Annotated in this window: 13 protein-coding genes; 7 read left to right on the top strand and 6 right to left on the bottom strand. The window is 66.3% G+C overall.

Annotated features, from left to right (window positions below; translation table 11 throughout):
• Positions 1-24 precede the first annotated feature (24 nt).
• On the bottom strand, positions 25-1,965 hold the full coding sequence (locus AC1KVG_RS07700; protein WP_481094014.1) for an EAL domain-containing protein: 1,941 nt from the start codon (positions 1,963-1,965) through the stop codon (positions 25-27).
• A 38-nt stretch (positions 1,966-2,003) separates the two neighbouring features.
• Positions 2,004-2,630 (bottom strand): DUF4126 domain-containing protein, encoded by a 627-nt coding sequence (locus AC1KVG_RS07695; RefSeq protein WP_043888886.1) that lies wholly within the window; start codon positions 2,628-2,630, stop codon positions 2,004-2,006.
• Between the two features lie 154 nt (positions 2,631-2,784).
• Here AC1KVG_RS07695 and AC1KVG_RS07690 point away from each other — a divergent pair, with 154 nt between their 5' ends.
• The 6 genes from AC1KVG_RS07690 (at position 2,785) to AC1KVG_RS07665 (ending at position 8,364) form a co-directional block, all read left to right on the top strand.
• Positions 2,785-3,522 (top strand): DUF6776 family protein, encoded by a 738-nt coding sequence (locus tag AC1KVG_RS07690; RefSeq protein WP_168958086.1) that lies wholly within the window; start codon positions 2,785-2,787, stop codon positions 3,520-3,522.
• Between the two features lie 4 nt (positions 3,523-3,526).
• Positions 3,527-3,976: a bactofilin family protein gene (locus AC1KVG_RS07685; protein ID WP_154844370.1), complete on the top strand. Its 450-nt coding sequence runs from the start codon at positions 3,527-3,529 to the stop codon at positions 3,974-3,976.
• An 83-nt stretch (positions 3,977-4,059) separates the two neighbouring features.
• On the top strand, positions 4,060-4,446 hold the full coding sequence (gene erpA / locus AC1KVG_RS07680) for an iron-sulfur cluster insertion protein ErpA (protein WP_006451000.1): 387 nt from the start codon (positions 4,060-4,062) through the stop codon (positions 4,444-4,446).
• A 466-nt stretch (positions 4,447-4,912) separates the two neighbouring features.
• On the top strand, positions 4,913-6,175 hold the full coding sequence (locus AC1KVG_RS07675) for a lipase family protein (RefSeq protein ID WP_481094013.1): 1,263 nt from the start codon (positions 4,913-4,915) through the stop codon (positions 6,173-6,175).
• Between the two features lie 325 nt (positions 6,176-6,500).
• Complete coding sequence (gene nudC / locus AC1KVG_RS07670; protein ID WP_481094012.1) at positions 6,501-7,391, top strand: NAD(+) diphosphatase; 891 nt, start codon at positions 6,501-6,503, stop codon at positions 7,389-7,391.
• A 79-nt stretch (positions 7,392-7,470) separates the two neighbouring features.
• Positions 7,471-8,364: a membrane protein gene (locus AC1KVG_RS07665; protein ID WP_006450997.1), complete on the top strand. Its 894-nt coding sequence runs from the start codon at positions 7,471-7,473 to the stop codon at positions 8,362-8,364.
• Positions 8,365-8,406: 42 nt separating this feature from the next.
• Here the strand turns inward: AC1KVG_RS07665 and AC1KVG_RS07660 are convergent, their stop codons facing one another.
• The 4 genes from AC1KVG_RS07660 to AC1KVG_RS07645 all read right to left on the bottom strand — a co-directional run bounded on the left by AC1KVG_RS07660 (position 8,407) and on the right by AC1KVG_RS07645 (position 12,370).
• Positions 8,407-8,817: a DUF2752 domain-containing protein gene (locus AC1KVG_RS07660; RefSeq protein ID WP_481094011.1), complete on the bottom strand. Its 411-nt coding sequence runs from the start codon at positions 8,815-8,817 to the stop codon at positions 8,407-8,409.
• Positions 8,817-9,161 (bottom strand): CD225/dispanin family protein, encoded by a 345-nt coding sequence (locus AC1KVG_RS07655; RefSeq protein WP_006450995.1) that lies wholly within the window; start codon positions 9,159-9,161, stop codon positions 8,817-8,819. The genes AC1KVG_RS07660 and AC1KVG_RS07655 overlap by 1 nt, the downstream gene beginning before the upstream one ends.
• A gap of 315 nt (positions 9,162-9,476) precedes the next feature.
• Positions 9,477-11,399, bottom strand: coding sequence for an MFS transporter (locus AC1KVG_RS07650; protein ID WP_481094010.1), 1,923 nt, complete (start codon positions 11,397-11,399; stop codon positions 9,477-9,479).
• A 68-nt stretch (positions 11,400-11,467) separates the two neighbouring features.
• Positions 11,468-12,370, bottom strand: coding sequence for a LysR family transcriptional regulator (locus AC1KVG_RS07645; RefSeq protein ID WP_481094009.1), 903 nt, complete (start codon positions 12,368-12,370; stop codon positions 11,468-11,470).
• A gap of 97 nt (positions 12,371-12,467) precedes the next feature.
• On the opposite strand from AC1KVG_RS07645, the gene AC1KVG_RS07640 reads away from it, so the two are divergent.
• Positions 12,468-13,658: an MFS transporter gene (locus AC1KVG_RS07640; RefSeq protein ID WP_481094008.1), complete on the top strand. Its 1,191-nt coding sequence runs from the start codon at positions 12,468-12,470 to the stop codon at positions 13,656-13,658.
• The last annotated feature ends 28 nt before the right edge of the window (positions 13,659-13,686 follow it).

The raw sequence follows: 13,686 nt of genomic DNA, 5'->3' as shown, positions 1-13,686 counted from the left end.
AGGGCTCCTGCCCGCGCTGTCACTTCACAGCACCGCGTTCGTGAAGTCGAAGTCCAGTTCCTTGCCGACCGTCTGCACCAGGTTGCCCTGGATGAAGTCCACGCCGCTCATCCACATCGCCGCAGCCGCCTGCGGATCTTCGATGCGCTGGCCGATGATCAGCAAACCGCGCTGATGGGCGATATCGATCACGCTGCGCAGTTGATCGCGCACTGTGGCATTGCCGTGGGCGTCGGCAAAGCGGTTGGCCATGCGCACGAAACTCAGCGGCAATTGGCTCAACAGCGCGTTGGCTTCGTCGCCGGGCTCGAACTGGCTGAGGCAGAACTGCACGCCGGCCGGCATCAGCTTGGCGCAGAACTGCTGCACGGTGACCGCGTGGATCAAGGCATCGTCCAGGCGCAGATCCACGATCAGCGATTGCCCGGCCACGCCGCGTTCGACCAGCGCCGCGAGCAGCCAGTCGGCGAAGGCATCGCGCGCCAGTGTGCGCGGGGATTGCGAGACGAACAGGCGCAGCGGCGGATGGGCATGCTGGTACAGATGCAGCAGGCCGAGCGCGTGGTCCATGACCTGCTGGTCCAAATCGGCGATGCGTCCGGCCGCTTCGGCGGCGGGAATCACCTGGCCGGCCGACAGCAGCGTGCCATCGGCCTGGCGCAGCCGCAGCAGCACCTGGTACTGCGCGGTGTCGCCGCCGGCCACCGCCACGATGGGCTGATAGGCCAGTTCGAGCTGGCCTTCGACCAGGCGCAGTTGTTCCTGTTGCTCGGCCTGGCTGGGGGCCAGGTAGACCTGCACGCCGTCGCTGCGCAGGCGTGCCTGCAGGGCGGTGCGTTCGACCGCTTCCAGCGCGCTGCCGGTGTCGTCGAAGCCAAGTCCCAGCGGTGCGACGCCAATGGCGCAGCGCACGTGCACGGATTCTTCTTCGCGCACCGAGAAGGCATTGGCGGACAACCGCTGGCGGATCTCCAGCGCATGCTGTTCCAGACTGTTTTCCGGCATGTCCACGCCCAGCAGCAAAAAGCTGTTGTCGTTCAAACGCGCCAGCGGATACGGGTGCGCAGCACTAGCCAGGCGATGGCCGGCCTGGGTCATCAAGCGCTCGTAGGCAGCGTAGCCATAGCGCTCACGCAAGCCGAGTGCGCTGGCGATTTCGATGAAGAACAAGCCGCCGGACTGCTTGCGCGCCAGCGCCTCGGCGAGCAGTCCCATCACATGGTTGCGCGTCGGCAAGCCGGTTTCCGGATTGCTGCGCACGCTGACCTGTTCGCCGGTCTGTTGCAGCGCCTGTTGGCGCGCGCGGCGAATGCGGTTGGACACTGCGGCGATCAAGTGGCGCGGGCGGATCGGCTTGGTCAGGAAATCGTCGGCGCCGCTGTCGAGCACTTCGAACTGGCGCTCCGGATCCGGGTCGCCGGTCAGGAACACGATCGGCAGCAACTGCTGGCCGGGTTGTTGGCGGATCAAGGTGGTCAGGCGGATGCCGTCCAGCTCGGGCATGTGCAGATCCATCAGGATCAGATCCGGGTGGTAGTCCTGGATCGCCTGCGGCACGCTGGCGGCGGTCATTTCCACCTGCGCATGCATGCCGGCACCGTGCAACACGCTTTGTGCGAACAAGGCTTGCGAGCGGTCGTCTTCGACGATCAGCACGCGATATGGCGCATCTGCCGCCACGCTGCCGTCGCCTTCGCGGGTTGCCGCCTGCGTTGCGGATGGCGGTGCTGCCGGCGTGGCGCGCGCAGCGCTGATCGAGGTCACCGTTTGCGCCTGAGCTCCCGGCGCGGCCACGCCCGCAGGTGCGGGAATGATTGCCGCACTCACCGGCGCAGCGCTGTCGGAAGCAGCCGTCTCGTCGCCCCAACGGCGCCAATAGTCGGCCGGCGGCGTCTCTGCGCGCAGCAGACGATTGCGCGTGGCGGTGTCGTCACGGGTGAAAGGAACCGGATCTCGGGCGGCCATCGATACTCCCTGCAGTCGCGATGATTATGCGATGAACTTCACGATAGCGGGGACCTGCGTGCAGCCGGCGTGGTGGCTGCACGCGTGGGCGCAACCAGCCGACGCATGCCCCGCCACAGCAGGCGCCATACCCACCACACCACCAGCGCGGCGAGCACGCTGGAGCCCACTGCAACACTCAGTGCCAGCCACGGATGCGCCAGTGCCAGCGCCAGTGCGGTGGTGGCGACGGCGTCTTCGGTGAGCGATGCGATCCAGTTGCTGGCCGGCTCCGGCGAGGTGTTGAGCAAGGCGCGGGTGCCGGCCTTGAGCGTGTGGCTGGTCAGCGCCACGCCTGCGCCGGCCGCCAGTGCGCCCGTGCCCAGATCGCCATCGGGCGAGAGCGTGGCTGCAGCCAGAAACGCACCGGCCGGCACGCGGGCCAGCGTCTGCAGCAGGTCCCAGCCCGAATCCACGCCGGGGATCTTGTCGGCGAAGAATTCGGCCACGGCCAGTGCGCCCGAGGTGCCCAGTACCCACCAGGACTGTGCCGGGTGCAGGGCGGGCGGCAGTTCGATCCAGCCGAGCAGGCCGGCCAGGCCGACGCCGAACACGGTGAGATAGACACGGATGCCGGCCAGCCAGGCCAGCAGGATGCCGATCACGAACAGGTGGGCTTCGCTCATGGCGTCGTCAGTCTCTGCAAACAATTGCAGAACTATCGCAGAATTTTGGCAGAACTTTGGGCTAACCGCCGGTCCAGCGCCAGCACGACGGTCGGTGGCGCTCTGGCACACTACGCCGCCCATGACTGCGCCGGCCTGTCCGGACCCGATGCCCATGCGACCAGCCGCACGCGTTCAGATCGTCCAACGTGACTCGGGTGGTGGCCGTTCCAGCGGCCGCTGGCTGTGGTTGGTGATCGTCCTGGTGTGGCTGGCATCGCTGGGCGGGGTGTGGTGGATGGCCAGCCGCACCGCCGCGCCGCGTCTGGTCGAGGCCGAGGCGGCGTTGCAGCAGGCGCAGCGTAGCCAGGCCCAGCAACGACGGCTGATCGAGCAACTACAGCAGCGCCAGGTCAATCTGGCGATGTCCGACAAGATCAGCCGCGCCGCCAATACCGAGGTGCAGGCCTCGCTGGCAGAGCGCGACGAACAGATCGCCGCACTACGCGCCGATGTGGCGTTCTACGAGCGGCTGGTGGGCTCCACCGCGCAGCGCAAGGGGCTCAATGCGCATTCGGTGCAGTTCACCGCCGAGGCCGGCGGCACCTGGAATTACAGCGTGGTGCTGACCCAGAACCTCAACCGCGGCGCGATCAGCCAGGGGCAGCTGCGCTTTGCGGTGGAAGGCGTGCGCGCCGGCAAGCTGGTGACGGTGAGCTGGAACGAGCTGCACCAGAAACCCGACGCCGCCGGGCAGCCGTATTCGTTCCGCTATTTTCAGCAATTGGACGGCAGCGTGATCCTGCCGAAGGATTTCACTCCGCAACGTGTCAAAATCTCCCTGAGCGGCGATGGGGCGCCGGTCAATCAGACATTCGACTGGAAAGTCGCCGGCAATGGCGCGGGGGAGTAGCTCTATGTTCGGAAACAAGTCCAACCGTGGTGCGCAGACCGTGGTCGACACCTTGATCGGGCCGCAAGTGATCATTCGCGGCGACCTGATGTTCAGCGGCGGGCTGTATGTGGAAGGCCGCATCCTGGGCAAGGTCATTGCCGAAGACGGCGCCAGCGCCATCCTGACGGTGGCCGAGCAGGGCAGTATCGAGGGTGAAGTGCGCGCGCCGGTGGTGATCATCAACGGCCAGCTGACCGGCGATGTGCATGCCGCCGAGCGGGTCGAACTGGCCGCCAACGCGCGCGTGGAGGGCAATGTGCATTACCAGGTGGTGGAGATGAGCGCCGGTGCGCAGCTCACCGGACGGTTGATCCACGCCGCCAGTGCAGGCGCAACTGCCGCGTTGCCGGCGCCGGACGCCAGCCGCGCCGAGCCGGTCAAGGCCCTGCAAGCCGAAACCGCCGACGCCTGAATGCCTTGTGCGCGGCTGAAGCGCGGCACGGGGTTCGGCAGCCACCGCTTGAAGTGGGGCCGCCTGGCCCCCATGCTGACGCCATGAGCACGCTCGTTTCGCTTCCCACCGCCGCCCCGGCACCGGACTATCAGTCCATCGACCGGCCACTGAACTTTTCCGTGGCCGCCGCCGCCAAGGTGCGCGAGCTGATCCAGGAAGAAGGCAATGCCGAGCTGGCGTTGCGTGTGTACATCCAGGGCGGCGGCTGTTCCGGCTTCCAGTACGGCTTCGAGTTCGATGAGAACCGTGCCGAAGACGACCTGTCCGTGGCCACCGATGGCGTGACGCTGTTGGTCGACCCGCTGAGCCTGCAATACCTGATGGGTGCCGAAGTGGACTACACCGAAAGCCTGACCGGTGCGCAGTTCGTGATCCGCAATCCCAATGCCAAGACCACCTGCGGGTGCGGTAGCAGCTTCAGCGTCTAAACCAGGCGCGGTTGCTTCGGCCTGCGCGTGTCGTCGATGCGGTGGTCGATTTTTTAAGCGCCGGGTGATGGGATCCACGCACTGCGCGGATGATCGCCAAGGTGTCGGTGGTGCGCGATGCGCCACCAGAGCGCATGTCTAACGCGTTGCAAACATTTCCGTGCTGCGGGTTTCGCCGGGCGCGCGCAAGCTTCGTGCGCGCGAGGTGGCGCGCGCGTGGCGGCGGCCATACTGCCCGCATGCTCAATGCCGGTGCTACGACATGCTCGCCTCATCCCTGCATCGTGTCTCGACCTGACGCGCGCTGGCGGCACTTGCCATTGCACCGAGCGAGCGTGCCGCACACAGCACCCATCCCATGCCATGGCGTCGCGACCACATTGCCAGCTCCCGCGTTGATCGGACAGCTAGATGCCGATCCTGCGTGACGTGCCCGTTCCGTTCCTTCACCAGAGAACATCTCATCATGTTGCAACTCACATCCCGATCGGCGTTCGGCCTGTTGACCATGCTTGGCATCGCCGGCGCGGTGTTTGCTCCTAGCGCCCAGGCATCGCCTGCACGTGGCACCTTGCTCAACAGCAATTTTCTGACCAGCTACACCCGGGATGCGATTGCCGTATCGCTTGCCTCCGAGCCAGCGGCCGAACAGCCCAAATGCAACGTGCGCGTGGCTGAGTTCACCTATGCAACGATCGGCGTCAATGGCGAACCGGCCACCGCATCGGGCGTGGTGCTGATTCCAGGTGGCGAGCGCTGCAGCGGGCCCTATCCGCTGCTGGGCTGGGGCCGGTCGACCGCGACCATTCGCAATGAGGAGCAGGCCAAGGACATTCGTGACGCCAAGGGTGACGACCCGCTAGTCACGCGTCTGGCCAGCCAAGGCTATGTGGTGGTCAGCAGCGATTATCTGGGACTTGGCAAATCCAACTACGGCTTCCATCCCTACCTGCATAGCGCGTCCGAGGCGAGTGCGACGGTCGATGCGCTACGCGCGGCGCGCAGCGTTCTGCAGCGGTTGAACACGCCGCTGTCCGGCAAGGTGATGCTGTCGGGGTATTCGCAAGGCGGCCATGCCGCACTGGCCACCCAGCGGGAGATCGAGGCGCATCTGTCCAAGGAATTTCAGTTGGTTGCCAGCGCGCCGATCTCCGGGCCCTACGCGCTGGAGCAGACCTTTGTGGACAGCTGGAGCGGAAGCAACGCGGTAGGCGAAAGCAGTTTCGGCATCATTTTGGGCAGCTACGCCATCGTCGCGATGCAGCACACGTATCGCAATATCTATCTGGCCGCTGGGCAGGTGTTTCAGGATCCGTGGGCGGCCAGGGTCGAGGCGCTGTTCCCCGGCAAGCTGGGCCTGACCGATCTGGTCCTTGGCGATACGCTGCCTGGGATCGATCAGCTCAAGGCGTATTTCCAGCCCGGGTTCTACCGTGATGTTGCCAGCAACCCCAACAGCCCGTTCCGTAAGGATCTGGCGCGCAACGATCTGCTGGACTGGAAACCGAAGACGCCAACGCTGCTGTGCGGTTCGTCCAACGACGCGACCATCCCGCTCAAGAACGCGGTGACTGCGATCGCCGGCTTCAAACGTCGCGGCAGCACCCAGGTAGCGCTGGTCGACATCGGCAGTGGCGACCCCAACGACAACTCGGCATTCGTCCATCTGACGACCAATGAACCGTGCATCGTCGCCGTGCGGCATCAGTTGCTGGACAAGCAGCGCTGACGCGACGCTCATCGGCTCGATTCGATCTGCGGGATGCGGATGATCTGCAGGCCAGGGATCTGTCGCAAGCCTGCCCAGTGACGCCGCCGTGCCGATGCGAGCGGCGAGGCTGAGGAATGACGGCCGAGTCGGACATCGTTGTCTGAGTGCTGTGACAACTGCGCGCGCTGCCTCGCGATCCTGGCAGCGCGCGCCTTGCTGTCACCACGCGGCAATCAACCGGCTGGCGCTGCTGGCATCCACGTCTGAACAGGCGCCGGTAGTGAGGCCGTCAGAGCGTGTGCGACGGTTGCAGGCGATGCCGATTATCGGCAGGCTTGCGCCGATGTCCGAGTCTCTCTTTTCAACCTCCGAATGTGCCTTCACTCACGCGCCGCTTGATCGTGGCGATCTGTTGCGTGACGATCCCGACGCATTGGCGCGTCTGTGGCCACGGGGCCGCGTCTTGTTGCTCGATGCCAAGGGCGCTGCGCTCGCCGACGCGCAGGGCCAGCCCTTGCTGATGGAGGGCGCGGCGCTTGGCGACGGGCCGGAGGCGGCGATTTTTCTGGGCCTGCGCGATGACGTCGGCTGGTTTTGCTTGCCGGCCGATCAGAGCGGCGTGCAGGCGCCGCAAAGCATCGATCTGCGGCAGGCCGCTGCCGATTGGCCGGCCGACATCGCCACAGCCTTCGCCTATGCGCGTGCGATGTTGCATTGGCAGTCGCGCACGCGGTTTTGCGGCGTGTGTGGCGGGGCGATCGCCTTCCGGCGTGCCGGCTTCATCGCGCATTGCACGCAGTGTCAGACCGAGCATTACCCGCGCGTGGATCCGGCCATCATCGTGGCGGTCAGCGATGGCGCGCGCGTGTTGTTGGGGCGGCAGGCAAGTTGGGCGCCGGGGCGGTATTCGGTGATTGCCGGCTTCGTCGAACCCGGCGAATCGCTGGAGCAGACGGTGGCGCGCGAGGTGTTCGAGGAAACCCGCGTGCTTGTGCAGGACTGCCGCTATCTGGGCGCGCAACCGTGGCCTTTCCCGGGTGCGTTGATGCTGGGCTTTACCGCGCGTGCTGCAGCCACCGAGGTGCCGCAGGTGACCGGCGAGCTGGAAGACGCGCGTTGGGTCACGCATGCCGAGGTCACCGCTGCATTGGCGGGCGAGGGCAGCATCGGCTTGCCGCCACGTATTTCCATCGCGCGCGCGCTGATCGAGCACTGGCACCGCACGCATGGTTGAGCCTGGCCGATCACTGCAACGCGGGCAGATCAGGTGTGCTGTCGTCGGCTCGGCTAGACTCGGCTGAGGAGGCCCACCCATGTTCACCACCCTGGTTGCTGTCGTCGTCGCACTCGCACTGGGGCACCTGGTGCCTGCTCACGTGGTGCGGCTGCGACGTTTTGAATGGTTCGCCCACTGGTTGCGCCGGCTGGACAGTCATGCGGCCGGGCGCGGTGCGTGGCAGGGGCGCTATGGCGTGCTGCTGGCGCTGTTGCCTGCCTTGCTGGTTGTCCTGCTGCTGCAATGGCTGCTGGACGATGTGTGGCGCGGGTTTTTGGCCTTGCTGTTCGGTGTGGCGGTGCTGGCCTGGACCTGGGGGCCGCGCGATCTGGATCGCGATGTGGAAGCGGTGATCGATGCCGACGAGCCCGGCGCACGTCGCGATGCGATTGCGCAGTTGCAGGCAGCCGGCGGCAGCGTGCACGAAGATGCGCCGTCGTTGGTGGAAGCGGTGGTGGTTAACGGCCTGCGGCGCTGGTTCGCAGTGTTGTGGTGGTTTTTGCTGCTGGGGCCGTTCGGGGCTGTGCTGTATCGGCTCACGGCGTTGGCGGTGGAAAGCCCGCTGTCGGTGCTGCTGCCGCCCCGCAATCTGGCCGGCGCGCGTTGGCTGCTGGCCGCGCTGGAATGGCCGGTGGCGCAGTTGATCACCGTCTCGATGGCGCTGGTGGGCAATTTCGACACGGTGTTCCGCGCCTGGCGGCAAGCGCACGGCAATCGCTGGTCGTTGGAGCCGCACTTCTTGGGTGCGGTGGCGCGTGCCAGCGTCAGTGCCGAATTACGCGAGGAAGCGCACGACTACACCGATTCGGGATTGGTGCCGGTGTGGCGCCGCCTGCCGGAAGTGCGCGATGCGATGAGCCTGGTCTGGCGCGTGCTGCTGCTGTGGATGGTGGTGCTGGCGCTGCTGGTGATTGCCGGGTGGGTGCGGTAGCCGCGCAGCCTTCATTTCGATCGAGCGGCTGTTCGCGACCTGCTAACCCGGTGCCAGCAAGGTAAACGGGTACCAAGGCAAATTCCTGGCAACCCAATACGTGGGCAGCGCCCATAACCAGAACTTCGGCTCGGACATCACTGCCACGATGGGTGCGAACCAGCGCGCGCGCCACCCGGCTTTCCAGGCGATCAGGCCGGGCAGGGTGAACAGGCCGAGCACGGCGGCGGGGTTCATGGCGAAGGCGCCGGGGAGATCGAAGTGCACCAGCGCGTACAGCGCGCGGGTCATGCCGCAACCGGGGCAATAGCAGCCGGTCACGGCACGGAACACGCAGGGCGGGAACGGGCTGTTGCTCGCGTTCGGATCGAAGCGATACAACAAGCTCACGCCGAAGGCGGCCACGCTGGTGGCCGCCCCGAGTCCAAGCCAATGGCGTGGACGCAGTTCCATTACTGCATGTGCTGCAACTGCTGCATGTAGTCCATGTAGCCCTGCATGCCGCCGGTGGCGACCATGCCGATGTTGATCAGCAGGCCGATGACGGCCAGCACGCTGGTCACGATGCACCAGGTCTTGGCGGTGTTGGAGGCGCGACGTGCGCCGTCGATGTCGCCCTGGTTGAGCAGGCCGTTGACCTTGCTGGAGAACACGATCGCCACGATGCCGCTGATCAGGGCCGGGCAGCACAGGCAGAAGCCGAGCACGGTGGAGACGATCGCCCAGATCAGGTGGTTGGGGACCGGGCCGGGTGCGGCGCTGGACGAGGGGTGGATCGGCGGTGGGATGGCACTCATGGTGAAGCTCCTTGGGTGGTAAACGACTGCGAACTGATGGGTGAGTGGGGAGGGTTATCGGGTGCGTGCCGCAGCACTGGCGACGGTCGTAGGCACGGGTACACAACGGCCGCACATGGCTACCGGCGCGATCGCCGGCCTCTGCAATGAGCAGCAGCCGATCGCGGCAGATGCCTCAGGCGCGATGATGTTGAGCACGACGACTTCCCCCAAGACGACCTGTCGCGTTCGCCAGGCGAGCGCGGCGGCAAAACGTGTGATGGCGCACAGGCTACTCGCGGCGCGCGACGGACGCAAAGCCCGCGCTCGCCGCACTTATGGCTGATCCTGACGCAGCGCCCGCACCTGCTGTTCGAGCAGCGCGGCGGTCGCCTCGTTGCCGGGAACCGCTGCCGCGGCGGCCACTTCGATATGCGCGCGCATCCTGCGCGGCACGCGCATGCGGCCCAGACGGGTGTCGCGGCGGCTCCACATGCTCGACCACATGCCGCGCAGCGCCATCGGAATCACCGGCACCTGGCGGCGCTCGAGGATCTTTTCCACGCCAGATTTGAACGGCGCAATCTCGCCATCCTTGGTCAATGCGCCCTCGGGGAAGATGCACACCAGCTCGCCGTCGGCCAGCGCCGCATCGATGCGGTCGAAGGCCTGCTGCATCAGCGCGGGGTCTTCGCGCGCGCCGGCGATCGGAATCGCCTTGGCGGTGCGGAAGATCCAGCGCATCACCGGGATACGGAAGATCTTGTAGTACATGACAAAGCGTACCGGGCGCGGAATCACCGCCGACAGGATCAGCGCGTCCATGTAGCTGACGTGGTTGCAGACCAGCAGCGCGGCGCCTTCATCCGGCACGTGGCGCTCGATGCCGTGCAGGCGCAGCCGATACAGCACGCTCACCAGCACCCAGCTGAGAAAGCGCATCAGGAACTCGGGCACCAGGGTGAAGATCCACAGCGCCACCAGCGTATTGGCCAGCGCCAACGCCAGAAACACCTGCGGAATGCTCAGGCCCGGCAGCGGAATGCGCACCCCGAACAGCACCAGCTGCGGCAACTGCAGCGCGATGCCGATGATGGCCGCGGTGACGATGAACAACGAGTTCTGGATGTTGAGCCCGGCAATCACCCGCGAGAGTTCGGCCTTGGGCGTGCGGCTCTGGATCAGCGCGAACAACGGCACCACAAACAAACCGGTGAACAGGCCGATGCCGACCAGATCCACGATCAAACGCACGCTGCCGGGCTGCTGCACGAACTGGCTGATCGACAGATTGCTGGCGGGCGCAGCGCCCGGGCGCGCGAAATAAAGATCCAGCAAAAACGCGCTGATGCCGAACGCACCCAGCGGCACCAACCCGATTTCCACGGTGCGCCCGGACAGCCGTTCGCACAGCAACGACCCCACGCCGGTGCCGATCGAAAACAGCGCCAGCGCGAAGACGTACAGATCCTGCTGGCCGCCTAGATTGACCTGCGCGTAAGTGGGCAACTGGGCGGTCAGCACGGTGCCGACGAACCAGAACCACGACACCCCGAGCACCGCGTTGCGCACTGCCGGCGTGCGCCGGGTCAGGCGCATGATGGCGCGCGATTCGGGAATGGGGTTCCAGTTGATGGTCAGCTCGGGCGCGCCGGCATCGACCTTGGGCACCAGCCGCGCGACCAGGTTGCCGGTGACGGCAATGGCAATGACTGCGGTGGCCGCGGCGACCGGTCCGTGGCTGCCGGCGATCTGGAAGATCAGCCCGCCGAAGATCATGCCGCACAGGATCGAGATCGAGGTGCCCATCTCGACCAGGCCATTGCCGCCAGTGAGTTCCTCGGGTTTGAGCACCGAGGGCAGGATCGAATATTTCACCGGCCCGAACAGCGTGGACTGCAGGCCGGTGCAGAACAACGCGATCAGCAATATCACCATGTTCTCTGTGAGAAAGCCGACCGCGGCCAGCGACATGATCGCGATCTCCATCGTGGTGGTGATCACGATGAGTTTCTGCTTCTCCAGCTTCTCGGCGATCTGCCCGGCCAGCGCGGAGAACAGGAAGTACGGCAGGATGAACAGTGCCGGCGCCAGATTGGTGTAGAGCGTGCGCTGCGCCGCATCGATGCCCAGGTAGAACAACAGGCCGATGATTGCCTGCCGATAGACATTGTCGTTGAACGCGCCCAACGCCTGCACGGCGAAGAACGGCAAGAAGCGGCGCTGCCTGAGCAGGGCGAACTGACTGTGACCGGACATGCAGTTTCCTTTGCGAACGCGCGCAGCCTAGCAGGCTTCCACGGCGGGCTGGTGCATGGCCGATGCGCTCAGCGCGGCGCGCGTGCCGATGGCGCACGTCGCGTGGCCTGGGCGCGCAGCAGCGCCATGAAGGCACGCGCGGCCGGGGTGGGATCGGGCCGCCACACCGCATAGGTCAAAAAGCCGAAGCGCTCCTTCAGCGCGACTGTCACCACCCCGCGCATGGCCGCAGCCATGGTCTGCGGCACGATGCCTACGCCCAGGTCGGCGGCAACCAGTTCGCGCACCAGATCGGCATGGGTGACCTCGTATTGCTGGCGCTGCCGCAAACCGGCCTGCGCGAAGGCCGCATCGACGATGCCGCGCACGCCGGCGCCGGCGATCAGCCCGGCCATCGGTTCGTCGTCCAGCTCGGCCAGCGCCACCCGCTTGCGCGTGGCGAAGCGATGGGTGGGCGCCACGATCAAGGACAGGGCTTCCTCATGCAGCAGCAGGCGCTGTTCCGGCACCGCGAGCTGCGGGCCGACGCCGACCAGGGCTACATCCAGCCGGCCTTCACTCAGGTCGTGCAGCAGGGCCTCGCTCATCGCGGTGCGCAGGTGCACGTCCACCCGCGCATGCGCGCTGCGAAACGCGCGCAGCAGCGTCGGCAGCTGCACGGTGGTGAGCGAGGAGATCTGCCCCAGCGTGAGCCGGCCGCGCACCGTGCCCAGGGCCTGTGCCATTTCCTCGTGCAGGCGCTCGGCCGCGCGCAAGGTTTCGCGGGCGTTATGCAGGAATACCTCGCCGGCTGCGGTGGGCCGCACCTGGCGGGTGCCGCGTTCGAACAGGCGCGCGCCGAGGGTTTCCTCGATCTTGGCGACCTGGTGGCTGAGCGCCGATTGCACGGTGTTGCAACGGCGTGCGGCAGCGGTAAAGCCGCCTTCCTCGGCCACGGCCACGGCAAATTCCAGTTGGCGCAGGGTCAGCATGCGATCTCAAAACGCGATGGACACGGTGAAAACAATACATTGGAAAGATGCGGCGTCGCTGCCCACACTGCGCCCATTCCTTCAGCAGGCACCTGCCATGACCGTCGAACCGATTGCCCACCCGCCATTGCCGCGCCGGCTGGTGCTGCTGATGGCCGCCGCCACCGGGCTGGCGGTGGCGAGCAACTACTACGCGCAGCCGTTGCTGGAGACGTTGGCACAGGCATTCGGGATCCAGGTGCGCAGTGCCGGGGCGGTGGTGACCGCTGCGCAGCTGGCCTATGCGGCGGGGTTGCTGTTGCTGGTGCCGCTGGGCGACCGGCTGGAGCGGCGCGGGCTGATCGTCGGGCTGTTCGTACTCAGCGCGCTCGGCCTGCTGGTGAGCGCGGCCTCGCACAGCTTCGGCATGTTGCTGGCGGGCACCATCGTGACCGGTGCCAGCTCGGTGGCGGCGCAGATTCTGGTGCCGTTTGCGGCGACCCTGGCCGCGCCCAAGGAGCGCGGGCGGGTGATCGGCACGGTGATGAGCGGGTTATTGCTGGGCATCCTGCTGGCGCGGACGGCCGCCGGGGTGCTGGCCGGTGTTGGCGGCTGGCATACGGTGTACTGGATCGCATCAGGTTCATTGCTGGTCACCGCCTGGCTGCTGTGGCGCGGGCTGCCGCGGCATCCGGGCAATGCGCAGCTGTCGTATCCGCAGTTGGTGGGATCGGTGCTGACGCTGTTGCGCGACGATGCGGTGCTGCGTTCGCGCGCGGTGCTGGGCGGGATGATCTTTGCCGGCTTCAGCATGTTCTGGACCACGCTGGCGTTTTTGCTGTCCGGGCCACGTTATGGCTATGGCACGGCGGTGATCGGGCTGTTCGGTTTGATCGGTGCGGCTGGTGCGCTGGCCGCCAATCGCTCCGGGCATTGGTCCGATCACGGGCATGGCGATCGGGTCAGTTGGGGCGGTCTGGTGATGTTGCTGCTGTCGTGGGGATTGCTGGCGTTTGCGCCGCAATCGATCGGCTTGCTGATCGTCGGCGTGCTGCTGCTGGATATCGCGGTGCAAGGCGTGCATATCGCCAACCAGAGCGTGATCTATCAGCGCAATCCCAATGCGCGCAATCGCATCACCTCGGCCTACATCACCTGCTACTTCATCGGCGGCGCGGTGGGTTCGACATTGGGCACGGCGGCGTATGCGCAGGCCGGCTGGAACGGCGTGGTGATCGGTGGCGCAGTGCTGGCCGTGGCGGCGTTGGGGTGGGTGTGGCTGAGCGTGGCGCGCAAGCAGTGGAAGTAAGTGCGGCTGACAGAGCGACGACGCGGCT

Source organism: Xanthomonas sp. NCPPB 3959, assembly GCF_056675575.1.
This window is presented reverse-complemented; position numbering and strand designations above follow the sequence as displayed.

Bases quoted from the DNA above. Each gene is read 5' to 3' on its own strand.
- AC1KVG_RS07700 (WP_481094014.1), bottom strand. From the start codon at position 1,965: ATGGCCGCCCGAGATCCGGTTCCTTTCACCCGTGACGACACCGCCACG.
- AC1KVG_RS07695 (WP_043888886.1), bottom strand. From the start codon at position 2,630: ATGAGCGAAGCCCACCTGTTCGTGATCGGCATCCTGCTGGCCTGGCTG.
- AC1KVG_RS07690 (WP_168958086.1), top strand. From the start codon at position 2,785: ATGCGACCAGCCGCACGCGTTCAGATCGTCCAACGTGACTCGGGTGGT.
- AC1KVG_RS07685 (WP_154844370.1), top strand. From the start codon at position 3,527: ATGTTCGGAAACAAGTCCAACCGTGGTGCGCAGACCGTGGTCGACACC.
- erpA (WP_006451000.1), top strand. From the start codon at position 4,060: ATGAGCACGCTCGTTTCGCTTCCCACCGCCGCCCCGGCACCGGACTAT.
- AC1KVG_RS07675 (WP_481094013.1), top strand. From the start codon at position 4,913: ATGTTGCAACTCACATCCCGATCGGCGTTCGGCCTGTTGACCATGCTT.
- nudC (WP_481094012.1), top strand. From the start codon at position 6,501: ATGTCCGAGTCTCTCTTTTCAACCTCCGAATGTGCCTTCACTCACGCG.
- AC1KVG_RS07665 (WP_006450997.1), top strand. From the start codon at position 7,471: ATGTTCACCACCCTGGTTGCTGTCGTCGTCGCACTCGCACTGGGGCAC.
- AC1KVG_RS07660 (WP_481094011.1), bottom strand. From the start codon at position 8,817: ATGGAACTGCGTCCACGCCATTGGCTTGGACTCGGGGCGGCCACCAGC.
- AC1KVG_RS07655 (WP_006450995.1), bottom strand. From the start codon at position 9,161: ATGAGTGCCATCCCACCGCCGATCCACCCCTCGTCCAGCGCCGCACCC.
- AC1KVG_RS07650 (WP_481094010.1), bottom strand. From the start codon at position 11,399: ATGTCCGGTCACAGTCAGTTCGCCCTGCTCAGGCAGCGCCGCTTCTTG.
- AC1KVG_RS07645 (WP_481094009.1), bottom strand. From the start codon at position 12,370: ATGCTGACCCTGCGCCAACTGGAATTTGCCGTGGCCGTGGCCGAGGAA.
- AC1KVG_RS07640 (WP_481094008.1), top strand. From the start codon at position 12,468: ATGACCGTCGAACCGATTGCCCACCCGCCATTGCCGCGCCGGCTGGTG.